A 24,892-nucleotide genomic window follows, 5' to 3' on the forward strand; every position below is an offset into this window, starting at 1 on the left:
CGACGGCGCGCTCGGCAACGGGTTCACCCCCGACTTCTCCGGCGAGGCCCAGTCCATAGCCGTGACCGCCCTCAACACCCGCAACACCACGTTCGATCTCTCCGCAACCAAGATGGTCGAGGGCTCGGCGAGCTTCGTCGCGCGGGACTTCGACTTCCAGGTAAGGGACGCTGCGGGCGACCCCGTGGCCTACGGCAAGGCGAGCGTCGACGCCAAGGGCGTGGCGACCAACGTGGAGTTCTACGAAGAGCCCTCTTGCCTGACCAAGATCGACGATTGGACGAAGGTCCTCGTCAGCGGCGAGACGTACTCCCTCGTTGAAATGAACGCAGGGGCCTACTCCGTCACCTACGCGGGCGGCTCCGGAGCGCTCGGAAACGAGTTCGTCGCCGACTTCGCCCACGATGCCCCGGCTATCGAGTTCAGCGTCACCAACACCCTCGATACCGGTTTCGATTTCGCCGGATCGAAGACCGTGTCGGGTGGGGCGAACTTCACGGCTCGCGACTTCACGTTCGAGCTCCGCGACGCCCAGGGCGACCCCGTGGCCTACGGGAAGTCCAGTGTGAACGTCAAGGGCCAGGCAACCGACATCGACTTCTTCCTGGACGACGCTTGCACCATTGAGATCGCGGACTGGACCAGCGTGCTCGTCGAAGGGGAAACCTACACGCTCGTCGAAACCAATCAGGGCGCCTACACCGTCACCTACATGGGCGGCGACGGCCCCGACCACAACCAGTTCACCGCGGATTTCGCTCATGACGCCACGGCTATCGAGTTCAGTGTGGACAACTGCTTGAACTACAGGGGCATCGACCCCACCCTCACCGGCTTCAAGGTGCTCGAGGGCCGCGACCTCCGCGACGGCGAGTTCACGTTCACCGCCGAGGTCGTGAAGGGCGATCCCAACGAGATCGTCGGCAACGGCTACGCGAACGGGAAGATATCCACCACCAACAAAGCCGACGGCACCATCACCTTCCCGTCCCTCTACATTGAGCACGCCGGCACCTACATCCTCAAGATCTACGAGGAGAAAGGTTCCGCTTCCGGCGTGTTCTACACGGACGCGGTATTCTACGCATCGGTTACCGCCCATGATGTCGGCGGGGGTATCCTGAACGAGGAGCTCACCTACTGGCGCACTTACGACGCGCGAACCGGCACGGTATCCGACCAGGTGAACCCCAAGGACGTCAAGTTCGTGAACAAGTACGGCACGAGGATCGTCAAGACCGGCGACGACGCCGGCGGCGCGGCGGCAGCCCTTCTGACCGTGGCGGCAGGCTCGGGCGCCGTGCTGGCCGCCTCGAAGCTGCGCAAGGAAAGGAAAGCGAAGCGCCAGGCCTAACCAAAGCGCGTACTACCCGTTGAAAGACGCCCGCACCGGCAGCAACCAAGCCTGTGCGGGCGTTTCCACGCTCGGGGCCTTCGTTTGGCGGCATGCTAGGGGAGCCCCCCGGGCTCTGCCAGCAGTTTGAGGAAGCAGGCGAAGGCGCTGTCGCCGGGCGGGTCGAAGGCGCGGTGCAGCGCGTGCCAGCGCAGCCGCAGCCCGTCGGAGTCGGCCAAGGGGACGAGGGCCATGCGCTCTTCCAGTCGACGGGCGAAGGAGGCGTCGATTGCGAGGTCGTCCTCGGACAGCATATGCACGCCTTCGCCGTGGTCCATGAGGTAGAACTCCTCCGGGCGGGCGCAGGGCAGCATTCTGACCGCAGGTCGGAAGCCGCGCCTCCGGCAGGCAGCGACGAACGTTTCCTTGAGAGGCTCGCACGACCTGTGCGCCAGCAGGAAGAACGTCTCGTGCCTGAACGAGGCCAAACTCGCCTCCGTGCCGCCGGCGATCTCCTGCGGCACGCCGAGGACGAGCCGGTTGCCCGGACGGGACACCGCCGTCACGCGCACGCCCTCGGGCGGCTCGAAGAAAGAGCCGTCGCCGTTTTCCCGTCCATCGTCCTGCCGCTCGTTCGAAACCTCTTCCACCAGTTGCACGAACGACAGGTCGCAGAGCCCTTCCGCCACCGCTTCTCTCGGCGTTTTCCCTGATCGCGGCACCACGTACTCCACGATGGTCCGCGGGTGCGCGCGCATCGTCCCGTTCGCCGCGGCCACGAGGCGGACGAGCAGCGGTCCGAGTGCGGGCGTGTCGTGTATGCGGATGCGCTCGGGCGACGCGCGGCGCAACTCGGCCAGGTCGTCCTGCATGCCGGCGTAGAGGTCGCCCATGCTCAGCGCCGCCTGGAACACCGCGTCGCCGGCCGGCGTCAGCCTCACGGGCAGAACGTCGGCCACCAGCTCGGCGTTCAACTCCTTCTCCAGCGCGGCGATGTGGCGGCTCAACGTTGGCTGGGAAAGGTTGAGCGCCTTGGCTGCGGCCGAGTAGCTGCCCTGCATCACGATCTCGGCGAACTCGCGGAACACGCCGATGTCCATACCCTCTCCTGTAACTCATGGGTTACATCAACTTCTCGGAAACATCCTATCACCAATTGCCGCTTATACCGGGTCAACTTATAGCGGGGCATGGTGAATTATGGATGAAAACGGGAGGGAACCGTATGGGCAACTACGATATTCGAAGCAAAATCGGTCTGCGCATCAAGGAACTGCGCGCGGAGCGCGATGTCAGCCAAGAGGATTTCGCCAACTTCATCGGCATGTCGCGTTCGTATTTCGGGGAGATTGAGACCGGCAAGCGCAACGTGGCGGTGATCAACCTCGAGAAGATCGTGAAGGGCCTCGGCGTGACGTTCGAGGAGTTCTTCGACTCCGACCTGTTCTCCGGCGAATAGCCGCAGCCTTCGAGGCGCGCCGTGACGCGCGGCTTTCACGCGGCCTTCTTCGGTCCGTGCCGCTTGACCGGCGCTTATGCATAATCCACATGACCTCTTTCGCTTCAACGCGGGCATCGGCGTTTTCCCGTACGTACCTATCCGATACTTGCATTTCATCTATGCAGGTCAGCACCCGTATACTGCATCTCGCAGACTCCTTTTGCGGAGCACGCGACGCGCTTCAAGGGGAGTCGCTTCGAAGGGCAAAACGGAGGAAGGGGAGCAGTATGGCGCAGGAAAAGGGCGTTTCACGTCGAGATTTCTTCAAGGGGGCCGGCGTCGCCGCGGCGGGCGCGGCCATGGCCACGGCAGGCTTGGGCTTGGCTGGATGCAGCGGCGGTTCGGGGGCCGCGGCGTCGTCCGGCGAGACGTGGGACAAAGAGGCCGAGGTGGTCGTCGTCGGCTTCGGCGGCGCGGGCGCGTGCGCGGCCATCGCGGCGGCCGACGCGGGGGCAAAGGTGCTCGTGCTGGAGAAGAACGCCGAGGGCAAGCACCTGTCCAACACGGTCATGTCGGGCGGCATCTTCCACTCGCCGGACCCGGACGGCGACAAGGCGGCGCTGAAGGAGTACCTGCTGGCCATGTTCAGCGGCGAGGACCTGCCCACGAAGGCCGAGGGCGAGCAGTCGCCCCTGTTCGTAGACGGCATCGTGGAGAAATTCGCCGAGTACGAGCCGAAGAACGTCGAGTTCATGCAAAGCCTGGACCCCGACTTCAAGGTCATCGAGCGCGGCGGCGCGGCGTTCCCCACGTTCCCGGGTGCCGAGAAGAGCGGCTACAAGAGCTACAACTCCACGTACACGAAGTCGGCCACCGGCCCCGACTATCCCACGCTCGACCTGCCCAAGGAGGACACGGCCGCCGGCCTCGCGTTCTTCAACTGCCTGAAGACGGGCATCGCCGACCGCGCCGACAAGATCGAGGTCGCCTACGAGACGCCGGGCAAGAGCCTGATCGTGGACGACGAGGGCGCCGTCATCGGCGTGGTGGCCACGGAGGGCGGCAAGGACGTGCGCGTCAAGGCCAGCAAGGGCGTCATCCTCACCACCGGCGGCTACGAGTACAACGAGGAGATGCGTCGCGCCTTCCTGGAGGGCCAGGGCATCACGGGTTGGGCGTTCTACGGCACGCTGTCCAACGAGGGCGACGGCATCCGCATGGGCTGCGAGGTGGGCGCCCAGCTGGCGAAGGTGGGCAAGGCCGCGTCGCGCCTCATCTGGTCGTGTCCGGACGTGCAGGTGGGCCCCATGAACGTGGGCTCCATCACCGACTCCGTGGGCGGCGCCGGCACCGTGGTGGTGAACGCCGAGGGCAAGCGCTTCATGGACGAGACGCTCATCACGAAGGACCCGAGCCGCTACTTCTCGTACAAGAACGCCGTCCACATGGACATCATCGATTTGGAGTACCCGAACGACCCGGCCTACATGATCATCGACGAGACGAAGCGCAAGCAGGGCCCGCTGGTGAACACCACGCTTTCCACCTGCGGCTTCGGCATCATCGACTGGGACAAGGACAACCAGAACGCCATCGACAACGGCTGGCTCATCAAGGCCGACACCATCGAGGAGCTGGCGCAGAAGATCCGCGACTCGCACGACCTGAACAAGGGCCGCATGGATCCGGCCGTGCTGGCGGCCACCATGGAGCAGTACCAGAAGATGGTGGACACCGGCGTGGACGAGGAGTTCGGCCGCGTGAGCGCCATCAAGAACTCGCTCACCGGCGAGGTCACCGACCCCGGCTTCCAGGCCATCAGCACGCCCCCGTTCTACGCCATGCCGCTCGTGGCGGGCGGCCCGAACACGAAGGGCGGCCTGCAGGCCGACGGCGAGCGCCACGTCATCGACTGGAACAACGAGCCCATCCCGCGCCTGTACACGGCCGGCGAGATCTCCTCGTGCTTCAAGTTCGTGTACCAGGGCGGCGGCAACGTGACCGAGTGCATCGTGTGCGGCCGCATCGCCGGCGAGAACGCGGCGGCCGAAACGGCTTGGGACGCCAAATAGCCTGAGCGACGCGCCCTAAGGGGTCGGGCGTTTTGGGGCGAACGACGGAGGGCGGCCGGCGTGCAAGCGCCGGCCCCGCCGCCCTTCGTGCCCCGAACGTCTCCAAGAGGGATTGCCTTTCTTGAGGACATGAACAGGGAATATGCGATGGGCTTGCGAAGTCGTTCGCCTCGCTGCCCATCCGGCGCTGCGCGCACCCAAAGGGGCAGGCTCCTGCGGGAGCGTCGAAATCGGATCCATGCCACCGGCGGGGACACCCTCCCTCCCCATTCCCCGCCGTGTGGCTGGCTCATCAAAGGGGATATGCCATGAAAAACATGAAGGCCGGCATCGCGTCGGCCGTGTGCGCGGTCTGCTTGCTGGCGGCCGTTGCGGCCGGGGCGGGCTGCGCGCCGAAAGCGCACGAAGGCCCGCTGGCGAAGGACGCCTCCATCACGGTCGACTTCGCGTGGACGGCCGATGCCGACTGCGCGACCTGCCATGCGACGGAGGACGATTCGCTCGAAGGGATTCCCTGCTACGGGGCGTTGTCCGCCAAAGGAGGAAACGCGTGCGCGACCTGCCACACCGACGAAACCGGCCTGAAGAAAGCCCACGAAGGGGCAACGCCCGATTTGGCGAAGGAGCGCGCGACGAAGTTGCGCGACACCACCATCGACGAGCAAGCTTGCTTCACCTGCCACGGCAGCTACGAAGAGCTGGCCGCGAAAACCGCGGACGTCACCGTGCTGACCGATGCCCAGGGCACCGTCGTCAACCCGCATGCCCGCCCGACGGGCGAAGGGCACGCCGACCAGACGTGCGCCGACTGCCATGCGCTGCACTCCGGCGAACCCGCGCAGGAAACGGCTCCCGAGTTCTGCATCAGCTGCCACCACACGAACGACTACCAGTGCCACACCTGCCATCAATGACGGCGCAGGGTGCCTTCGCGTAACGGATTCATGACCGTTTCGTAAAATGTTAGCAAAGTAATATCATTTAAAGGTATCATGGGATGCAAGAACTTGCCGGCTGCGATTTCCATCGCAGCCGGCCTCACCGTCGAAAGAAGGATCCCATGGCCGAGAGCATCTACGATTTCACCGTTAAAGACCAGCAGGGCAACGACGTTTCGCTCGCCGACTACCGCGGCCGCGTGCTGCTCATTGTGAACACCGCCACCGAATGCGGTTTCACGCCCACGTACGCCCAGCTCGAGGAGTTGTACCGTGCGCTGCACGAACGCGGTTTCGACATCCTCGATTTCCCGTGCGACCAGTTCGGCCACCAGGCGCCGGGCACGAACGAGGAGATCGCCGCCTTCTGCACGTCGCGCTTCGGCGTGACGTTCCCTCAATTCGCGAAGATCGAGGTGAGCGGCGAAGGCGCCGATCCGCTGTTCGCCTACCTCGAGCAGCAGCAGGGCTTCAAGGGCTTCGACGAGGGGCACGAGCTTGCGCCGATCCTCGAGGACATGCTGTCCAAGGAAGATCCCGACTACGCCTCCAACCCGTCCGTCAAATGGAACTTCACGAAGTTCCTCGTCGACCGCGACGGCAACGTCGTCCGCCGGTTCGAGCCCACCGCGTCCGTCCCCGACGTCGTGGCCCCCGCTGTGGAGGAGCTGCTGTAAGGCACGCGCTTCGCGCCCGATTCACGCGCTCGCTTCTGCTGTGGAAGAGCTGTCGGTTGGACGCTGCAAGCCGGTTGACGAGCGCGAAGAAAGAGGCGCCGCCGCATTCGTTGTTCGATGCGGCGGCGCCTCTTGTTCTCGGATGTTTCTCGTGAAACATTCGTTCGTATTTCTCCTAAAAGCTTCTTCGCGACCTTGCCGAAACCTTGCATGAAGCTTGCGCGGGTCTTGCCGAAACCTTGCCAAGACCTTGCGGGAATCCAACAGAAATAGGCATTTGAACTGGGAAAATAGTTCATTAACGCATCGGCCGAACAGGTATAATGGAAGATGCGGTGCTTCGCTTGCCGGGCGGCATCCCCGAAAGGGGGTGTTTGCGATGGATGCACAAACGGTCGTTGCCTTGTGCGCGTTGCTGTCTGTTGTCATCGGAATCGTCGGATTGACCGACCGGAGAAAGTGAACGGTGTTGTGAAAAGAAAAAACCGGGTCTCCGACCAAGAGCAACCCGGTTTAGCCTAACATGATGCCGCCCGGTATGCCGGGGCATCGCTTCCTGTAGTTTAGCACGCTCGTGCGGCTAGTGAAAGGCCGACGAAGGGAATTCGCAGAAGCGGCGTTTTCCCTGCGGGGGGGGGGCGTTCGCAGAATGGACGCGCCCTGCAGAAATTCAACCTGTTCGTTCATGGGAGGGACGCACTGCAGAAAGCCCCGTTCGCGACGCGGCGTTCCGCTTGGGCTTGGCACGGGGAGGCCGGTCCCGTCATGCAATCGAAAGGCGACACGCGTCGCGGAATCTGTCATCATCGGTTGGTGGATCGACGCCCGAGAGCGGCTTACCATGGACGCAAGGAGTATGAAAAACATGATCGGTTCGAACATTCAGAGCAGGCGCAAGATGATCGGGCTCACGCAAGAGCAGCTGGCCGAGCGTCTGGGCGTGTCGCGGCAGACCGTGACGAAGTGGGAGACGGGCGAGTCGACGCCTGACCTGGCGAACGCGGGCGCGCTGGCAGAGGCGCTCGACGTGTCGCTCGACGCGCTCGTGGGCTACGACCCGCAAGGCACGGTGCTGCCCATGCCGCCGCGCGGCAAGCACCTGTTCGGCACCGTCACGGTGGGCGAGCGCGGGCAGATCGTCATTCCCAAGCAGGCGCGCGAGCTGTTCGGCATCGAGGCCGGCGACGCGTTGCTCGTGCTGGGCGACGAGGAGCAGGGCCTTGCCATCTTGAAAGCCGACGAGTTCATGGACCGCGTGTCGATGCTCCGCAGCATGGTCGATCGATAGCGCGTGCCGCCCGTGCGGCGCGGGCGGAACAGGGCGGGTATGGAGGCGGATGAAAACCGCGCGCGGGCGTCGCGGGCAAGGAGGGCCGTCATGATCGCAGCAATCGTCGTGGGGATCCTCGCGGTATGCGGGGCGATCGCCTTGGCCGTGTACGTGGACGGCAATCGCCACGGCGAGGAGCGCGACCTTGCGAGGGCGTATGCGGCCGGTTTCGTGGAGAAGCAGGCGACGGTCGAAGTCGCGCTTGGCGGCGAATCGGCATCCGGGGTCGGGACGGAGGGCGACGCGGAGGCGGCGCCCGATGGCGGAGCGACGTCGGGCGAGGCGTTCCCAGCCGCCGAGGGGAACGCCCGCAGCGCCGCGGCCGTCGTCAACTACGCCGAGGGCCCCGACAACGGTCCGGCGCTCGTGCTCGTGCACGGCCAGGGCATGCAGTGGGAGGACTACGCGCGCGTGCTGCCTGATCTCGCGCAGCGCTACCACGTGTTCGCCGTCGATTGCTTCGGCCACGGCGAATCGAGCCACGACCCCGCACTCTATTCGTGCCGGGCTATCGGCGAGGCGATCAAGGCGTTCGCCGCGCAGGAGATCGGCGGTCCGTACCTCGCCACCGGGCATTCGTCGGGCGGCATCGTCGCCGCATGGCTGGCCGCCAACGACGCCGAGCGCGTGACGGGGTGCGTGTTGGAGGACCCGCCCTTCTTCCGCGTCACGCCATCCGAGATGCGGCAGGAGCCCGGCTGCTTCGTGTGGAAGGACGGCTTCGAGGTGACGCATGCGTTCCTCCAGCAGAGCGAGGTCGTCGATCCGGCCGTCTACTACGCGCAGCATAGTTACCTGTTCGGCCTGTTCGGCGGCCTGCAGCCCAAGATCGCGGAATGGACGGCGCAGGAGCGCGCGGCGAATCCCGACGCGCACCTCACGTTGGCGTGGGTGCCGCACGATTGGGTGCGCGGCCTGTACTTCTACGACGATTTCGACGTGCGGTTCAGCGAGGCGTTCTACGACGGCACGTGGTTCGACGGGGTCGACCAGGTCGACGTGCTGGGTCGCATCGCGTGCCCTGCGGTGTACTTGAAAGCGCAGACGAACTACGGCGAAGACGGCGTCCTGTTCGCCGCCAACTCCGACGAGGACGCGGCCCGCGTGCAGCAGCTCGTGGCAAACTGCGAAACCGTTGTCGTCAAATCGGGCCACGACATACACTACGAGCGCCCGCAAACGTTCGCGGATGCCATCGACCGGGCGGCGTAGCGCAGCGGCGCGCCGGTTTTCGCGTCGGCAGCGTGCGGCGTCAATCCAAGGCGAGCAGCGCCGCCGCCACGGCGTCAACGTCGAGCAGCGGGAGCGGGCCTGCGGGAAGGGCCTTCCCGCGCACGATCTCCAAATCCACGTGCTCGACCTCGTTCAGGTCGACGACGAAGGGCGCGCCGCCGAAGCGCAGCCCGAACACGCACCCGCTGCCCTCCACCAGCACCACATGTCCCGGCGTTCCGCCCTCCGCCAGCCCGTCTTCGCTCGCGTCGATGATGGGAGCAATGGTGTTGCCCTGGGTCAGCACGCCGCAGTACGTGTCGGGCAGCAGCGCCAGCGGCTGCACCCTGCTTGCCGGGACCACTTCCACGATGGACGAGAACGCAACGGCCAGGTTGCCGGTGGGGGTGGGAACGACGAGCGCGTTGTTTCGTTCGGGGCCGTGGTAGCTGGCTCCGATGAGCCGTTCGATCCAGCCAAGGCGCTGTTCGCGGTCACGCATGGCGGCCCTCGTTCCCCCTCGATCCTTGCAAGAGCCGTCGGAGGCTCATCACAGCGCAGGGCGAGCCGTCTGCCAGCACCGCATAGCCGATGCATCCCGCCTCGCGCGCCGCGCGGCGGTCGAGCAACGCCGGCAGCCGGTTCACCGAAACGCGCTCGTATCCACCGATGGCGTCCACGGCGAGCGCCCGCTTCTCTCCCAGTGCGTCGAGCAGGATGATGTAGCGGGGGCTTTCGGTGGCGAACACGCCGCATTCCTCCCCGGCGTTGAGAAGCACGTACTGCTCGCCGGTTTCGCTGACGTACCAGGTTGTGCCCGCGGCAGGATCGTCGGGTTCCGGCGCGACGCGTTCGACGCGAAACGCCTCGAACCGCAGGATCTGCTGAGCCGGCAACGCGAATCGGTTTTCGCCGGTGCGCAGCAGGGCCACTTCGAGCACCGTGAACGGCACGGGGAAGCTCAAGGCTATCTCCAGCGTGCCCCGCTCGGTGTTGCGCACCTCGCCGTGGCCGCCGATATGCTGCAGCATGGAGCCTATCTCGTTGAACTCGGCAAGGGCGTCTCCGTGGTTTCCGCTTTTCGATTCGACGAAGCGCGGGAGCAGCAAAAACGCACCGAGCTCCTCGTCCGAGTACGTTTCGAACGGGCGGGCGAGCAAACCGCGCTCGCGCGCGATTTCTCCCACGAGCATCGGGTTGAACGGCCAACCATCGTGCTCGATGCGGCAAACCACGTCCGAACCGTCGTTTTCCACGCGGATGCCGAGGGTGGCGCGAGCCGGTTTGCCCGCGGCCAGGCGTTCTTCGGGTTTCTCGATGCCGTCGCGGATGCACGATCGCACGGCGCGCTTAAGGATTTCCTCCATCGAGGCGAGCACCGCCCGATCCAAGGCCAAGTGCCCGGCGGCGATACGGAGGTCGACGGCGATGCCGAACCGGCGCCCGTAGTCGTCTGCCAGCTGGCGCAGCGAGGAGGCTATGCGGTCGAAGGGCTCGATGCGCGAGCGGGCGGTTACCGTGCGCAGCTCGTCCACGGCTTGCGCATGCGAGAACGAGATGTCGTTGAGCACGCGATCGCGCGGCAGGCTCTCCGCATGGGCGCGCAACGCCCGGCCCGTTTCCTCGAAGCGGGCAAGCAAGTCCGTGAGCTCGTCGTCGCGTTTGGTGCGGGCGTCGCGATCCGCGAACGCGGGCAGGGGGTCGAGGGCGCCCGCGCCGCCATCGACGATTCCGTCGGGCACGGCGAGCGGCGGGATGGCGTCCGGGTCGTCCACCAAATCGCAGCAGTCCACGAAGAACGCGCCCCTGATGGCCAACAGGACCTGTTCGGGTTGGGGAGCGGTGAAGCGGATGAACAGCCCGTGGTCGCGCAGGTAGGCGACGGTGTTTGGATCCCTCTTGACGGTTCGCGGGTGGCACGACACCGAGTCGCAGAGCGGTTCGACGCGGCGCACGACCAGCGCGGCACGCGTGTTCTCCAGCCCGCAGTTGGGCTTGAGCATCACCCGCACGATGATGTCCTCGCTTCGCACGTTTCCCCCTTCTGCCTACTCGGTCGGGCCCGACTGCGCGAACACGCAGCGGTTCTTGCCGGTTTCCTTGCCGTGGTACAGCGCCCGGTCGACGCAGGCGAAGTTCTCGTTGAACGTGAGGTCGGGGTCGTAGGCGCTCAGGCCGAACGTGAGCGTGCACGAGAACTCCCCGATGCCGTCGTCGATGCGGTACGCGGCAACCTCCTCGCGCATCTGGTCGCACAGGCGCAGGGCCTCGTCGTCGGGCGTCGAGAACAGCACGACCAGCAGCTCCTCGCCGCCCCAGCGGATCACCGGATGACCGCCGGCCAGGTCGTCGAGGATGTCGGCGATGCACACGATGGCGACGTCGCCCGCCTGATGCCCGCGCACGTCGTTGATGAGTTTGAAGTCGTCGATGTCGCACAGGGCCAGCACGATGCTCTCTTCGCGGCTCGCACGGGCGATTTCCTGCTCGAGGTAGTCCGTGAGGTAGTGGCGGCTGAAAAGCCCGGTGAGCTGGTCGCGGAACGCCAGGCCGCGCATGGCGTCCAGCTGTTGTTTCAGCTGCACGTTGTCGGCGCGCAGGCGCTCGTACTCCCTGCGCGCCTCTTCGGCGACTTGGTCGGAGGAGGCCATGTTCTACCGGCCGATCTCGGTATCGGCTGCCTTCTCGGTTTTGAAGCGGCCGATCAGCCGTTTGAGCTCGTCGGCGTGCCCGGCGAGCTCCTCGCCGATAACCGCGCTCTCCTCGGATGCGGCCGAGTTCTCCTGCACGACTTCGGAAAGGCTGTCCATGCTCTCCTGAATCTGCGTTATGGCTTCCATCTGCTGCTGCGAGGCCTGCGCGATGGCGGTCATCATCTCCTTGATGCCCTCGGTGGCCGCGACGGCCTCCTCCATGTTCCGCGACGTGGCGCCTATCATGGCGCCGCCGTTCTCCACGCTTTCTATGGCGCGTCCGGCCAACTCGTCGGCTGCGCGCGACGCCTCGCTCACCTGCGACGCCAAGCGGCGGATCTCCTCGGCCACGATGGCGAACCCGCGCCCCGCATCACCGGCGCGCGCGGCTTCGACCGATGCGTTGAGCGCGAGGATGTTTGTCTGGAACGAGATGTCCTCGATGGAGTTGGCCAGCTGCGAGATGCTCTGGGCGCTCTGTCTCACGTCTTCGATGGTCTGCACCGTGAGGGATATCTGGTCGCTGCTGTGCTCCACGGCTCCCAGCACGTCGGAGGTGCTGGCGTTGGCGGTCATGACGTTTTCGGTGTTCTCCTCCACCACCTGCGTGATGTTCTGCACGTTGGTGGCCAGTTCCTCGATGGCGATAGCCTGCTCGGCCGACCCTTGCGCCACGGCCTGCGATCCGTCGGACATCTGGGACGAGGAGCGCGCCACCTGCTCGGCGGTTTCGTCCAGCTGGCGCACGGCCATGCGCAGGGAGGCGACCGTGTCGTTCACGGAGGCGGCGAGGGAACCCAGTTCGTTGTGCGCGTCGTAGTCGATGCTCGCCGTCAAATCGCCGGTCGCCACGCGCCTTGTGGCCTGGTCGATCTCCCGTATCGGCTTGGCGATGGCTTGCGTTATGCGCCGCCACATGAGCACGACGATGACGATGGCCGCCACGCCCAGCAGCCCGATGACGACGGACGTGACGACTTCGACGGCTTTCGCGCTGCCGACGAAGTCCCGCGCCACGCTCTCGGCCACGTCGACGATGCTCGAAGCCAGCTCCACGGTGATGTCCTTCTGGGGAAGGTAGTTTTCTTCGAAGATGGTCGCCGCGCGCTCGCGATCCCCCTTCTCGATGGCCGCGACCACGTCGTTGCGGTAGGCTATCAGGCTCTCGTTCGCGTCGGCGAAGCGGTCGAGCAGGTCCTGGTTGGCGGCGAAGTACGCCGAGATGACGTCGAACTCCTTCGTGCGCTCGTCCGACAGCCTGTTGATGGCCGCGATGGCCTGCTCCTGATCGGATACGCTGTCGGCGTCGATGAGCTGCTCGATGTGCGTCGACATCTCCTCCACCGTGCTGCGCAGGGCAACCGCGCCCTTCGACACCTGGTAAGGGCGTTGGTAGAAGCTGTCGGTCATGGCCGCGTTCTGGTGGACCGCGAACAGGGCCACGGCGATCGAAACGACGAAGAGGCTGATGACGATGCCGTAGGACACCATCAGAATGCGGCTGATGCTCATGGTCGAATGGGTGCGTCTCATGAAAGGTTCGCTTTCGGTTGCTTTTGGTAGATGGAATTGCCTCGGTACGCGAACAGCGTGCGCTCGCGGACGATCTCCGCGTGTCCCAGCACGAGGTAGCACGAGGAGGCCAGATGGTCGTACAGCATGCCGATCACCCGATCGCGCACCTCGTCGTTGAAGTAGATGATGACGTTGCGGCACAGGACGAGGTCGTACGTCCGTCGCAGCGCGTTCGGGTCGGCCAGGTTGCCTTGGGCGAAGGACACGCGCGAGCGCACGTGGTCGGCGACGGCGAACGAGCCGTCGCGCTCCGAGAAGTAGGAGCGCAGCCAACGGGCGGGCACCTTGTCGACGCGCGCGGCGGGGTAGACGGCCGCGCGGGCCTCCTCGATCGAGGGCTTCGACACGTCAAGGCCGGTGATCCTCACCGGGGGAAGGGAGCGGGTGCGGGCGAAATCCTCCACGAGCATGGACAGGCCGTAGCATTCCTCGCCCGTGGAACAGCCGGCGCACAGCACGTTCCAAGGGCGGTCGGGCCGTTTGGCCAACAGCTCGGGAAAGGCGGTTTTCGCGATGAAGTCGAACTGCCCGCTTTCGCGCAGGAAGTAGGTGTAGTGGGTGGTGACGAGGTTGACGAACCGCTCGCACGCCTGCGGATCGCGGCCCGATTCGACCACGTCGAGGTAGGCTGCGAACGACGGCAACCCCAGGCGGTCTCGTTCGCGCGACAGCCGGCATTCGAGCAGCACGCGTTTCGATTCCATGTTCAAGCCGTACGTTCGGGCAAGATACGAACAGGTGCGCTCGAATTCACTGTCGGTCAGATGTTCCACGCGTGCCGTTTCTACCGGGGGGTTGTCGTATTGAGACAGCATAGCATGGAAACCGGCGTGTGTCCCGGTCACTGGGTGGTTTCCCGGCCGCATTTTGCCGATGCGGCCGGGTCGCCGAGGCTTATCAGAACGGGTAGGGATGCGGCGCGTGCTGGACGCTCGTCCAGTGGGTGCGCGTCATCTCCTCGAGGATCCAGCGGCCGTTGAAGCGGCCGAGACCGGAGTTCTTCTCGCCGCCGAAGGGCACGTGCTGCTCGTCGGCCACGGTCATGTCGTTCACGTGCGTCATGCCGGCGTCGATCTTGAGGGCGAACGCGGTGGCGCGCTCCACGTCGCCGCCCACCACGGCCGACGACAGACCGTAATCGCTCATGTTCGCGAAGCGCAGGGCCTCGTCCTCGCCGTGCGCCACGATGATGGGCGCGAGCGGGCCGAAGCTCTCCTGCAGCGCGATGTCCCAAGCGGGGTCGACGTCGCCGAACACGACGGGCGGCATGACGAGGCCGTCCGGCTGGCCGTCCAACAGCACGCGCGCGCCCTGCTCCTTGGCGCGCTGCACCTTCTGCTGCAGGCCGGCGAGCTGGGACTCGTTGATGATGGGGCCGATGTCGGTGGCGGGGTCCAGCGGGTCGCCGCACACGAGCTTGCGCGCGCGGTCCACGAAGCGCTCGGTGAACTCGTCGGCCAGCGAGGCGTCCACGATGATGCGGTTCGTGCTCATGCATATCTGCCCCTGGTGCAGGAAGCGCCCGATGATGGCGATGTCCACGGCCTGCGCCACGTCGGCGTCGTCGAGCACGACGAGCGGGCAGTTGCCGCCCAGCTCGAGCGCCACGCGCTTGAGGCGCGCGCCGCCGGCCGTCTTCGCGCCGATGCCGCGGCCCACCTCGGTCGATCCGGTGAACGAGATGAGCTTCGGCACGGGGTGCTCCACGAAGTAGTCGCCGATGACGCTTCCGCGCCCGACGAGCACCGAGAGCAGCCCGGCGGGAAGCCCCGCCTCTTCGTAGATCTTCGCCAAAAGAAGGCCGCCCGTGACGGGCGTGTCGCTGGCCGGCTTCAGCACCACGGCGTTTCCGCATCCCAGCGCCGTGGCGACCGAGCGGTTCGACAGGTTCAGCGGGAAGTTCCACGGGCTGATGACGCCCACCACGCCCAACGGCTGGCGGTACACGCGGTTCTCCTTGTCCGGCGTGTCGGAGGGGAAGATGTCGCCGTGCATGCGGTAGGGGAACGACGCCGCCTCCTCGGTGATGTTGCGGGCCGCGCCCACCTCGAACTCGGCTTTGGCGCGGATGCTGCCGGACTCGCGCTGGCACCATTCCACCAGCTCGTCATGGCGCGCGTCGAAGATGTCCACGGCGCGCCTGAGCACGCCGGCGCGTTCGGCGGGAGCGGCGGCGGCCCATGCGCGCTGGGCGCGTTCGGCGGCGGCGTAGGCCTCGTCCACATCGGCGCGGTCGGCCAGCACGTGGGTGGCCAGAACGCTCTTGTCGTAGGGGTTCACGTCGCGAGCCTGCTCGCCGCTGCCGCCATCGCGCCAGGTGCCGGCGATGAAGAGCTTGTCCAGCTCGTCGTAGGGTCGAGGGGTTGCGGGGGATGCGTTCGGGGAAGGTGCCATGGCGGTCTCCTGTTCTCGGAGCGCGGCGGGGCCGGGTTGCGCCGTCGCGCGCGGGCCAACCCCCTCAGTATAGGAGCCCGTTGGCGGAAGGGCGACGGGTGCGGCGAACGGTTGCCCGGCGGGAACCGGGCGCTCATGTTCGGGAATACCTGTTGGAGAGGGAACAGTTTGCGAGGGCGGACGGCAGGCGGCGACCCGTGGGCGGCGAGAGGCGGCGGATGGGCGCGGAATAGGCGATCGGCTAGGGGAGGTTGGCGAGGGGCGGACGGCGTGGACGGGGAGGCGAGGGGCGGGGGCAAGGCGGAGGCCGGGCTGTGGGAGGGCCGACGGCTTGCGGCCGCCGGGCGCTGGGCGACCGGGCCGAAGTATGCGATCATGGAGCGGACAGAGACGCGGCGCGGCGACGCGGCGGGAAGGGAGCGGTTGGCATGGGATGCTACGGAAGCTTGGCTTGCACGGGGGACGGCCCGTTGCCGTTCATCATTGGCGGCGTAGTGGTCGTGGCCGTCGTGGTTCTGGTGGTGGCGTTCGTGCTCATGCGGCGCAACCGCTAAGGAGCGTCGATCGTGACGGGAAAGCTGGTCGTCTGCCCCACGCCGCTCGGAAACCTGGGCGACATGACCGAGCGAGCGCTAGCGGCGCTGCGCGCGGCCGACGTGGTGTGCGCCGAGGACACGCGCGTGACGGGCAGGTTGCTGGCGGCGTACGGCATAGAGAAGCGCCTGGAGCGTTTGGACGAGGCCATGATCGGCGATCGCGGCGCGGGCGTGGTGCAGCGGGTGCTGGACGGCGAGACGGTGGCGTACTGCTCGGATGCCGGCATGCCGGGCGTGTCCGATCCGGGGTTGCGTCTGGTGCGCGCGGCTCGCGAGGCGGGCGCACCTGTGGAAGTGCTGCCTGGCCCCACGGCCGCCGCCACGGCGTACGTGGCCAGCGGCTGCGACAACCCTCGCTTCTACTTCGGAGGCTTCTTCCCGCGCAAAGACGCCGAGCGGCGTGCGCTTCTGGACTCCCTGAGCGCGCTCGACGCGGCCCTCGTGTTCTACGAGAGCCCCAACCGGCTGGCGTCCGCGCTCGATGCGCTGGCCGCGGCGCTGCCGCAGCGCGAGGTGGCCGTGTGCCGCGAACTCACCAAGCTGCATGAAGAGGTGGTGCGCGGCCCCGTGGCAGCCGTGCGCGACGAGTTCGCCTCTCGCGCCGCCGAGGGCGGACGCGGCGTGAAAGGCGAGATCGTCATCGTGGTGGACGGTCCGAACGCGGCCGAAGGGGCCGCCGCCGCGCTGGGCGCGCGCGAGGCCGCTGCCGCGCGGGCCGGCGAGCTCAAAACGGCGGGCATGCGCAACAAGGACGTCGCGCGCGCGTTGGTCGAGGAGTTCGGCATCGCGCGCAACGTGGCGTATGACCTGGCTCTCGAGGCGTGAGGGCGCGCTATGGCCGAACGAAGCAAGAGCGCCGCGCGCGGCGTTAGGGTGAAATCCTCCGCGTCTGCAGGACGTCGCGCACCGCAGCGGCGGGGGCCGGTGGCGGAGCCCGTCGAGCTCGAGGTCGACGGGCTGGCCGTGCGCTTGGTGCGCAAGCGCGTGAAGAACATCAACCTGCGCGTGAAGGCGCCCGACGGGCGGGTGGAGGTGTCGGCTCCGCCGCGCGCCTCCGACGCCGTCGTGGCGGCCTTCGTGCGCGAGAAGCGCTCATGGATCGATGCGAAGCGCGCCGAGGTGGCCTCGTCCCCCCGCGTCGAGGCCGCGCAGGCGTCGCCCGACGAGGTCGCCGCCTGGCGCGCCGTGGTGGAGGCGTGCGTGCCGGCCTTGGTGGAAGCGTGGGAACCGCTCATGGGCGTGAAGGCGGGCAAGCTGGCCTACCGCAACATGACGAGCCGTTGGGGCAGCTGCCAACCTGCCACGGGGCGCATCTGCATCAACGTGAGGCTCGCGCTCTATCCGCCGGAGTGCTTGGAGTACGTGGTGGTGCACGAGCTGTGCCACCTGCGCGAACGCGGCCACGGCCAGCGGTTCAAGGATCTCATGGACACCTATATGCCCGATTGGCGCGAACGCCGGGCAAAATTGCGCTGAGCGCAGCAACCTCAGATCAGGTTCATTTGGGCGAGAGTGGCGTTGTACCAATGCTGCCAATTGGGCGGGCAATACTTTTTGGCGGCATCCACCGAAATGGTGTAGCCGTAGCCGCGGGCGAGGCCTCGTACGTGTGCGTTGATGGCCTCCTCCCAGCTGTCCCAGCTAACATCGCCCCATCCCCAGGCGTTATGCGAGAGGAAGCATTGAGCGCCTTTCGAGCTTTCGGTGTTCGAGATGGCGGGCGACCAGCGGGGGTCCACGCCGTAGGTCCATGCCGCTTCGGCGAAGGTGCGCCCTTGACCCGACAGAGGAGAGCCGGCTAGGTACGCATCGATGCGCGTGCTCCATGCGCTCACGAAAGACGCCTTGTCGGAACTCCAGTCGGCATCGTCGGGCGTCGGGCTGTCGACGCTCCCTTCGCTTGAGGCGCCGCCGCTGGGCTGCTCGGGTGCTTCGGGCGTGGCGTCCTGCTCTTTCTTCTCCGCTTCCGCCGCAGCTGCGGCTTCGGCCTTCGCCTTCGCTTCGGCTTCCTCCTGCGCCCGCTGGGCGGCCTCGGCCTGGGCCTTCGCTTCCTCCTGCGCCCGGCGCTGGGCCTCTTCACGTATGGTCTGCGCTTCAACGAGGGCCCGCTGAGCTCTGTCCTTCTCTTCGTCGACGGCAAGCTTAGCGTTCTCCAGCGCCTCTTGCGTGGCAGCCAGCTCGTCCTGTGTGGTTTTGAGCTGGTTGATCTGCGTCTGGTTCCATCGTTGAATGCTGTCCAAGTATTCGAGAGAAGTAAGGAACTCGTCGAAGCTTTTCGCGCTCAAAACAAGTTCGATCAGTTGTCCCGAATCTTGCTGGATTTGGTACATGTGACGCATGGCCTGGGCGCCGCGATCTTGCTGGACGGGCAATACCGCTTCTAGGTCGGTTATCTTCGCACTGTTTTCCGCTATCTGCTGCTCGAGCTGGGCGGCTTTCGTGCTTGCCTCGTCGAAGGCTCGAGCTGACTCTTCGATGGCTGCCTGGGTGCTGTCGGGCGGAGCATCGATTTCGGTCGTGACGGCCCAAGCGGCTTCGGGAACGAGGGGCGAAGCGGTGGGAAGGGAAGACGATGGGAGGGTGAGCGCGCAAGAAATCCCGAAGGCGAGTGCGGCCGCTGCCGCGGTGCGAAGGCGCTTCGGAAAACATGCATGGTGCGTGTATGCTGCGTTTCGTGGCATGATAGAATATTATTATACGAGGTCATGATGGTTGTTTCTGCGGAGTCACGAAATGCGCATAAGAGCCGCTGCGGACAAAGCAGGGTCAAACTCGGCAAGTGGCCTGCTCGGACTCACGAAGAGATCGTGAGCGCGCTGCCGTCCAAGGTCTGCATCCAGGCTATGTAGGTGTCGGGGTAGTGGGAGGTCATCGCAAGCCCTAGGTCCACGCCGAGCAGCGCCTGCACGGCGGAGGCCAGGCCGGCCGGGTTCAACAGGCTCTCGAGCGTAGGCAGGCTTTGCGCCGCTTGCGCGTCGAACGAGTCGAGGCGCGCCAGCGATTCGGCATCGTAGGCGCTCAGCGTCCCCGTGTTCGCCTGATATGCTTGCTGCATGAGGGCGAGCGACGAAGCGAACCGGGCGTCGTCGAGTCCCGGCAGCTCCACGGTGGTTCCGTAGCGCCCGTAACCCCAGGCGGGAAGCGGTAACTGGGGTACGAGGTCGGAAGGGTTCACCACGTTGAAGATGCCCGCGTACGCCTCGCCGTTCCGGTCGTTCGCCTGCGTCGAGCATGGAGCGGCGAACGTGTAGGCGAAGATGCGGTCGACCGGGGCCAAGGCGTCGGGGCCGCTTGCGCGGTCTATCAGATCCGCCGCCAGCAGGTTGGCTATGGCCCCGCCGCGGCTGTGCCCGGTGACCACGATGCGCGTGCGCGCCGGATCCGCGCCGATCTCGGCGAGGTAGCGTTCGAGCGACGCCTCGACCTCCTGCTCAGCCGTCTTGAACCCGCGATGGTCGGCTCCTGAAGATTCCGCGTCCGGGAGGTTGAAGTTGCTGAGCCATTCTGCGCCGTAGCTTCCCCGTATTCCCACGAACACGAGCGTGTCCGCCTCGGCTCCCGCCTCTGACCTGGTCGTGCCTCCGGCGGCGATGCACTTGCTCGCAAACGTGTAAGCCGCCACGTCGTGCGAGCCGTTGACCAGCGCGGCCATCTGGTCGAGCACGGCGCTGCGCAGCGCGTAGGAGTCCGTGCGCACGTGCGTGAAGCCGAGAGAGCCCAACGCTCGCTCGGCGTAGGGAACGCCGTCGTTGCCGCCGCCGTAGAAATGCGATTCCGAGTTGCACACGGCGCTGAGCACCGCGCAGCCTGTCGCGATACCGTGGTGGTAGCGCTGCGAGCTGCCGTCGAACCAGGCGTCTTCCAACTCGAGCCGCGTGGACGTGCGGCCTGCCGGGTTGTCCGGGTCGTGCGCGGCCACCGCCTCGCTGCAGTACTCGGCCTCGATGGGGCCGTCCTGGGCGGCCGGCAGCGCGAGGGCGGACGCCTCGGGAACGGAGCGCAAAGCGGGAAAGCCCGTCGCCGCGCCGATGAACTGCACTTGGACGACGAACAGGCCGACGAGCGCCAGGGCGGTGATCGCCGTTTCGAAAACGGCCAGGAGGGGGCGGTGCGACCCGGCCATGCAGGCTCCTTCGGACAGGTGGTCAGGGGTTTCGCTTGACGTCCAGTATAAAAACGAAAGAAGGCGCAAGGGCCGGTCGTTGGCAAAACAGCACATACCTTAAGCATACGTGTGGTGCGCGTGTAGATAGGATGGATCCGGCGTGCCGAGTACGGCGTTTCTGCCGCTTGCCGCGGCGTCGGGCTCGTACGAGGCGCCGCTGCGCACGAGGGTTCGGACGCGGAATCGGAACGTCGATGACGGGGCTGGCCGTTGGCTGGCGAGTGGAGGGAGGCTAGGCGGCTTCGGCGAGCGACGAGGGGTTTCGCCGCGCGATGTACGCGTCGACGGCGTCGGCGGTTTGCTCCTGCTGCTCGGCCGGGTCGATGGAGGCCGTGCCGTCGCCGCTCTGAGGGCCGTACGCGCCGAAGCCGGCGTGGCTGCCTCCGGGCATCTCCACGGTGAGGGCGCCTTTCGGCATGAGCGCCTCGCTGTCGGCCAGCTTGTCGCGGTTGAGCACCCGGTCCTCCGAGCCGTACACCACGAGAACGCCCAGGTCGGTGGCGGAAAGGTCACTTGCCGTGTACGCTCCCAGCAGCACAAGGCCCGCGAGCGCGCCGTCGTCGGCGTGGTCGGCCGCGTACTGCGCCGCCATGGACCCGCCGAGCGAGTGCCCACCGACCCACCAGCTTGACACCTGGGGATAGGCCGCGTGCACCTCGTCGGCCGCGCTCACGTTGAAGAACGCGAAGTTGAAGGGCATCTCAACGCACACGGCCAGGTAGCCGCGCTCGGCCAAGTCGCGCATGAGCGGGGCGTACGCGGTGTACTCGACCTTCGCCCCGGGGTAGAACACAAGGCCCGTTTTGGACGTGGGGTCGCCGAACGCCACGTAACTCGCGCCTCGATGCACGGGGAGCTGCGTCGTGGAGACGAGGTTTTCATGATCGGTATCCACGTCGTGGTAATAGTCGCCCGCATACACGAGGAACGCCGCCACGGCCAGCACCATGACGACCGCGATCGCCGCGAGCGCGATGGCCAGCCTTCGAGGCCAGCGCCGGCGCGGCGCGGCGGGGTCGGCGGCTGCGGCGTTCTCGGATGTCTTGTCGGCACGTTTCATAAACAGGGATGATAGCAGCTTTCCGCCGCTTGTCGCTCTTCGGTTTCCCTTTCGCGTCGCACCGTTGATGCCCTGCCCCTTGCATCTTCGTCATCTGCCAAGTATACTTATCATTATGACAAGAAAACTTGGCACTTTAGAAGCAGATTAATCAATAGCGCCGACCGCGGTGAGCCGAAGGAGGGTTCTTATGGATAAGAATGAGATCTTGGAGAAGAGCCGTCGGGACAACGGCGAGGTGGACGAGCGCTTCATGCTGATGGAGCAGCGCAGGGGACTCATTTCGATGAGCGCGGCGGCGGTGGCGTTCATCCTCTTGTACGTGTGGGACTTTTTCCACGGACAGAACACCGACGGCCTGTTTGCCGTCTTCTTCACGGGGCTCTCGACGATGATTTTCTGCCAGGCCTACCAGTTGCGTATGAAAAGCTTGTTCTTCTTTGGGCTGTTTACGGCTTTCTTCGCTGTCTATATCGCTGTCCAATACGTCCTAGCCACGATGTAGGGGCTTCCTTATGATCAAGATGCCTTCCCTCGGATTCGACGATGTGCACGACAACGACGGCGAGCTGGAGCTGTGCAACCGCTTGAAGGCGGCGCGTGCCGAAGCGGGATTGTCCCAAACCGAGCTGGCTCGCCTGGTGGGCGTGTCGCGGCAGACCATCTCGTCCATAGAAACGGGCCTGTTCAACCCTACAGCCAAGCTGGCGCTCGTGCTATGCATCGCGCTGGACAAGAAGTTCGAGGACTTGTTTTACTTTGAATAACACATCAATTGATGTGAATAATATCGACAAAGGCCCGCTTTTCCTTTATGATAATCACATCATTTGATGTGATTGGATGGTTTGCCCGTGGAAGCGATTGCGGAAAAGTGGAAAATCGAGGCCGTATTGGCCTTGGTGCGCGCCGTGCCCTACGAGAAATTCGTAATTGCCGGACTTGGCAATCCCCAAGGCAAGACGCGTCGCTTCATGCAGCTCGTTGGATACTGCGGCCTGCAGGTGCATCAAACGGTATGCGGGTTGAGGGTGAGAGACTACTCAGCAGGCCCCCTGCCCGACGACAAGGGTCGTGCCCATGACGTCTGGGTTTTCGGTGCCTTCATTCCGGAATACGAGGTGTATATAAAACTCGTCGTGTTCATGATGGCCGGCGAAGCACGGGCCGTATGCGTTTCTTTCCACGAAGCGGAACGCAGGCTTTCGTACCCGTATCGAAAGGAGGGGTAGGATTGTCCGAGGTCGTACATACTGTTTGCGATGCGTGCTATGAAGAAGTGGATGCCCCCTTGTCAATGGTGCGCGAGACCGTCGATATCAGAGGCGTTCCGATAACCGATGAATTTGTCTACCCCGTTTGCCCTTCGTGCGGCAACCGTATCGGCCATGCGGCGACCATGGATCGCAACTTCGCGAAGATGTACGGGGCCTATCGCGAAGCTGCGGGCATTCCCCAGCCCGACGAGATCGTGGCGCTGCGACGGCGTTACGGGTTCTCGCAGCGCGTGTTCGCGGCCGTGCTGGGCATCGGCGTCGCCAGCGTGCAGCGCTACGAGGGCGGCGCCCTCCCGTCGGAGTCCCATGCCGAGCTGCTTCGCCGGGCGCGCGATCGGCGGTTCCTGCTCGAGCGCTTGCGCGGCGGCGCGCTTCGGTTGAGCGAGCAGGAGCGGGAACGCGCGCTGCGAACGGTTGAGCAGCAGGCGACGAGCCGTGTGGATTACGCGGTCGTGCGCCTCGATCTGCTGGATTGCCTGCCGCGCGAGGTCGCGCCCGAAACCGGCATGCGCGCGCTCGACGCCGACCGTTTGCGGGAGGCGGTCGTGTACCTTGCCGCCCACGTGGGAAACCTGTTCGTGACGAAGCTGAACAAGGTGCTGTTCTACTTGGATTTCTCGGCGTATCGCGACGAGGGCGTCGGGTTCACCGGCTTGCGCTACGCGCGGGCCGACTACGGCCCGGTTCCCGACCAGTACGACCTCGTCATGGCGGCCCTCGTCGACGGCAAGGCGCTTTCGTATCGGGAGCAGGGCGATGGGCGCGTGGTCGTCGCGCATCGCGGTGCCGATCTCTCGGCGTTCTCGCCTCAGGAGGTGGCGCGCCTCGATGCCGTCGCCTCTTTTGCGAACGGCTTCTCCAGCTGCGCGGAGCTTTCGGCCTACGCGCACGAGGAGGAAGCCTGGCGGGAAACGCCCTCGGGCGCGCTGATCGACTACGGGCTCGCCCGTAGCCTTCATGCTCCGAGCCTCAGTTGTTAGCTCCATGGTGGAACGGCGGGGTGTCGTGCGTGAGAATGCCGAACGTGTAGCCTTGCTCACGCAATCCGTCGATAATGGCTGGCAGGGCCTCGACCGTCGTGCGTTTCACCGTGGTGTCGTGCATGAGCACGCACACGCGCTGCATGCCACCGGCGCCGCCGAGCGCGTTCGCCGCGATGTCGGCGGCCGGCGGGGGCGGCGTCGCGGAGTCTCCGCCCGACGCGTTCCAGTCAAAGTACTGGTAGCCTTGGGCGGGAACGCTCTGCACGAGACGGCTCATGATGCCCTTGCTGTAATTGGCCGACACGGTGTTCGATGTGCCGCCGGGGAAGCGCACGATGTCAACCGTGCGGCCGATGCGCGACGACACGGCATCCTGCACGGCCGCCAGATCGGCGAAGTAGGCGTCATCGCTGGCGTACAGCTGCGCATAATCGTGGGTGAACGTGTGCAGGCCGATGCCGTGCCCGGCATCGGAGATGTTCTTCACCAAGTCGATACGGTCGGAGTTTCCCTTGATGAAGAAGGTGGCGTACACGCCCTTTTCCCGAAGCGCGTCCAAGATGTCGAGCGTGTTGTCGGAAGGGCCGTCGTCAAAGGTCAAGTAGCATATTTTCGCCGAGGCGTCGCCGTTCGCGATGCGTTCTTCCACGGCCGCGCCTTCGGCCAGCACGGCTTCCGGCGACGTGGCCGGGGCGGGTGCGGGTCGCGCTTCGGGCTCCGGCTCGCTCGGCTTCGGAGTCTCGATCGCTTCGGGTTCTTTCACCGCCTCCTCGAGATCGGCCATAGCCTCGACATCGCTTTTCGCGGTTGTGCTCTCGCTTCCGGGCGTCGCTGGCGCGCATCCCGCAAGCGTGCCGCAGAGCGCGATGCAAACCAGCAGCATGCAGCCGAGCGGGCGCCGGGGCGGCTGTGCTTTCATTGGGCCTCTCTTTCGATGGGCGGGTCGAGGACAGGAGGAGGGGAATGCGGCCTTGCATCCATTATAGCCGCCGTCTACACCAAACTGTCTTCGGAGGGCCGTCTCGATGCGGGGCGAACGCATGTTTCGCATGAAACATTCGCGGATGATCTTTCCGGCCGATCGTCGCTTGGCGCACGCATGTTAGAATAAACAGTTGCTGCCCTTCGTGCCGAGCGGTGAAGTTT

The 24,892-nt window shown here is 65.7% G+C and carries 25 protein-coding genes; 14 read left to right on the plus strand and 11 right to left on the minus strand.

What is annotated here, in order from left to right:
* Positions 1–1,354, plus strand: a 1,354-nt coding sequence (locus HCH03_RS03440) for a Spy0128 family protein (RefSeq protein WP_221688343.1), incomplete at its 5' end; no start/stop codon positions are given.
* Between the two features lie 95 nt (positions 1,355–1,449).
* Here HCH03_RS03440 and HCH03_RS03445 read toward each other — a convergent pair.
* Positions 1,450–2,433 carry a LysR family transcriptional regulator gene (locus tag HCH03_RS03445; RefSeq protein ID WP_221688344.1) on the minus strand — a complete coding sequence of 328 codons (984 nt, stop codon included), beginning with the start codon at positions 2,431–2,433 and terminating at the stop codon, positions 1,450–1,452.
* A 125-nt stretch (positions 2,434–2,558) separates the two neighbouring features.
* Between HCH03_RS03445 and HCH03_RS03450 the strand changes: the two genes are divergently transcribed.
* From HCH03_RS03450 to HCH03_RS03475, 6 genes are all read left to right on the plus strand, one after another.
* Positions 2,559–2,792: a helix-turn-helix domain-containing protein gene (locus HCH03_RS03450; protein WP_080144526.1), complete on the plus strand. Its 234-nt coding sequence runs from the start codon at positions 2,559–2,561 to the stop codon at positions 2,790–2,792.
* Between the two features lie 269 nt (positions 2,793–3,061).
* Entirely contained in the window at positions 3,062–4,846 is a 1,785-nt protein-coding gene (locus HCH03_RS03455; RefSeq protein WP_221688345.1) for an FAD-dependent oxidoreductase, read from the plus strand.
* Positions 4,847–5,154: 308 nt separating this feature from the next.
* The gene (locus HCH03_RS03460; RefSeq protein ID WP_185904303.1) at positions 5,155–5,760 is read left to right on the plus strand and encodes a cytochrome c3 family protein; all 606 of its coding nucleotides are present in this window, start codon (positions 5,155–5,157) and stop codon (positions 5,758–5,760) included.
* A 146-nt stretch (positions 5,761–5,906) separates the two neighbouring features.
* On the plus strand, positions 5,907–6,461 hold the full coding sequence (locus tag HCH03_RS03465; RefSeq protein ID WP_221688346.1) for a glutathione peroxidase: 555 nt from the start codon (positions 5,907–5,909) through the stop codon (positions 6,459–6,461).
* Positions 6,462–7,326: 865 nt separating this feature from the next.
* Complete coding sequence (locus HCH03_RS03470) at positions 7,327–7,749, plus strand: helix-turn-helix domain-containing protein (protein WP_221688347.1); 423 nt, start codon at positions 7,327–7,329, stop codon at positions 7,747–7,749.
* Positions 7,750–7,839: 90 nt separating this feature from the next.
* A complete protein-coding gene (locus HCH03_RS03475; RefSeq protein WP_221688348.1) occupies positions 7,840–9,003 on the plus strand; it encodes an alpha/beta fold hydrolase in 1,164 nt (387 codons plus the stop codon).
* Positions 9,004–9,043: 40 nt separating this feature from the next.
* Here HCH03_RS03475 and HCH03_RS03480 read toward each other — a convergent pair whose 3' ends face one another.
* The 6 genes from HCH03_RS03480 to HCH03_RS03505 all read right to left on the minus strand — a co-directional run bounded on the left by HCH03_RS03480 (position 9,044) and on the right by HCH03_RS03505 (position 15,665).
* The gene (locus HCH03_RS03480) at positions 9,044–9,505 is read right to left on the minus strand and encodes a chemotaxis protein CheW (RefSeq protein ID WP_221688349.1); all 462 of its coding nucleotides are present in this window, start codon (positions 9,503–9,505) and stop codon (positions 9,044–9,046) included.
* Positions 9,498–11,036, minus strand: a complete 1,539-nt coding sequence (locus tag HCH03_RS03485; RefSeq protein WP_221688350.1) for a chemotaxis protein CheW — start codon at positions 11,034–11,036, stop codon at positions 9,498–9,500. Before HCH03_RS03485 ends, HCH03_RS03480 begins: the two co-directional genes overlap by 8 nt.
* Positions 11,037–11,051: 15 nt before the next feature.
* Entirely contained in the window at positions 11,052–11,654 is a 603-nt protein-coding gene (locus HCH03_RS03490) for a GGDEF domain-containing protein (protein ID WP_221688351.1), read from the minus strand.
* A 3-nt stretch (positions 11,655–11,657) separates the two neighbouring features.
* The gene (locus HCH03_RS03495; RefSeq protein WP_221688352.1) at positions 11,658–13,229 is read right to left on the minus strand and encodes a methyl-accepting chemotaxis protein; all 1,572 of its coding nucleotides are present in this window, start codon (positions 13,227–13,229) and stop codon (positions 11,658–11,660) included.
* The gene (locus HCH03_RS03500; RefSeq protein ID WP_221688353.1) at positions 13,226–14,086 is read right to left on the minus strand and encodes a CheR family methyltransferase; all 861 of its coding nucleotides are present in this window, start codon (positions 14,084–14,086) and stop codon (positions 13,226–13,228) included. Before HCH03_RS03500 ends, HCH03_RS03495 begins: the two co-directional genes overlap by 4 nt.
* An 82-nt stretch (positions 14,087–14,168) precedes the next feature.
* Positions 14,169–15,665 (minus strand): aldehyde dehydrogenase family protein, encoded by a 1,497-nt coding sequence (locus tag HCH03_RS03505; protein ID WP_221688354.1) that lies wholly within the window; start codon positions 15,663–15,665, stop codon positions 14,169–14,171.
* Positions 15,666–16,093: 428 nt separating this feature from the next.
* On the opposite strand from HCH03_RS03505, the gene HCH03_RS16575 reads away from it, so the two are divergent.
* The 3 genes from HCH03_RS16575 (at position 16,094) to HCH03_RS03515 (ending at position 17,737) form a co-directional block, all read left to right on the plus strand.
* A complete protein-coding gene (locus tag HCH03_RS16575) occupies positions 16,094–16,219 on the plus strand; it encodes a hypothetical protein (RefSeq protein ID WP_260620176.1) in 126 nt (41 codons plus the stop codon).
* A gap of 12 nt (positions 16,220–16,231) precedes the next feature.
* Positions 16,232–17,086, plus strand: a complete 855-nt coding sequence (gene rsmI / locus HCH03_RS03510) for a 16S rRNA (cytidine(1402)-2'-O)-methyltransferase (protein ID WP_221688355.1) — start codon at positions 16,232–16,234, stop codon at positions 17,084–17,086.
* A gap of 99 nt (positions 17,087–17,185) precedes the next feature.
* Positions 17,186–17,737 (plus strand): M48 family metallopeptidase, encoded by a 552-nt coding sequence (locus HCH03_RS03515; RefSeq protein ID WP_368042413.1) that lies wholly within the window; start codon positions 17,186–17,188, stop codon positions 17,735–17,737.
* An 11-nt stretch (positions 17,738–17,748) separates the two neighbouring features.
* Here the strand turns inward: HCH03_RS03515 and HCH03_RS03520 are convergent, their stop codons facing one another.
* The 3 genes from HCH03_RS03520 to HCH03_RS03530 form a co-directional block, all read right to left on the minus strand.
* On the minus strand, positions 17,749–18,942 hold the full coding sequence (locus tag HCH03_RS03520) for a coiled-coil domain-containing protein (RefSeq protein ID WP_246599505.1): 1,194 nt from the start codon (positions 18,940–18,942) through the stop codon (positions 17,749–17,751).
* Positions 18,943–19,055: 113 nt separating this feature from the next.
* Entirely contained in the window at positions 19,056–20,384 is a 1,329-nt protein-coding gene (locus tag HCH03_RS03525; RefSeq protein ID WP_221688357.1) for a lipase family protein, read from the minus strand.
* A gap of 274 nt (positions 20,385–20,658) precedes the next feature.
* A complete protein-coding gene (locus tag HCH03_RS03530) occupies positions 20,659–21,486 on the minus strand; it encodes an alpha/beta hydrolase (RefSeq protein WP_221688358.1) in 828 nt (275 codons plus the stop codon).
* A 190-nt stretch (positions 21,487–21,676) separates the two neighbouring features.
* On the opposite strand from HCH03_RS03530, the gene HCH03_RS03535 reads away from it, so the two are divergent.
* From HCH03_RS03535 to HCH03_RS03550, 4 genes are all read left to right on the plus strand, one after another.
* Complete coding sequence (locus HCH03_RS03535) at positions 21,677–21,991, plus strand: DUF6442 family protein (protein ID WP_221688359.1); 315 nt, start codon at positions 21,677–21,679, stop codon at positions 21,989–21,991.
* Positions 21,992–22,001: 10 nt separating this feature from the next.
* On the plus strand, positions 22,002–22,253 hold the full coding sequence (locus HCH03_RS03540; RefSeq protein ID WP_080144543.1) for a helix-turn-helix transcriptional regulator: 252 nt from the start codon (positions 22,002–22,004) through the stop codon (positions 22,251–22,253).
* A gap of 87 nt (positions 22,254–22,340) precedes the next feature.
* Positions 22,341–22,718 carry a toxin gene (locus tag HCH03_RS03545; protein ID WP_185904318.1) on the plus strand — a complete coding sequence of 126 codons (378 nt, stop codon included), beginning with the start codon at positions 22,341–22,343 and terminating at the stop codon, positions 22,716–22,718.
* 2 nt (positions 22,719–22,720) lie between these two features.
* A complete protein-coding gene (locus HCH03_RS03550; RefSeq protein WP_438821618.1) occupies positions 22,721–23,743 on the plus strand; it encodes a type II TA system antitoxin MqsA family protein in 1,023 nt (340 codons plus the stop codon).
* On the opposite strand, the gene HCH03_RS03555 is transcribed toward HCH03_RS03550, so the two are convergent.
* On the minus strand, positions 23,733–24,665 hold the full coding sequence (locus tag HCH03_RS03555; RefSeq protein WP_221688361.1) for a polysaccharide deacetylase family protein: 933 nt from the start codon (positions 24,663–24,665) through the stop codon (positions 23,733–23,735). The two genes, HCH03_RS03550 and HCH03_RS03555, sit on opposite strands and share 11 nt — an antisense overlap.
* Positions 24,666–24,892 lie beyond the last annotated feature (227 nt).

The organism is Gordonibacter massiliensis (ex Traore et al. 2017) (genome assembly GCF_019731765.1).
Taxonomy (GTDB): domain Bacteria; phylum Actinomycetota; class Coriobacteriia; order Coriobacteriales; family Eggerthellaceae; genus Gordonibacter; species Gordonibacter massiliensis.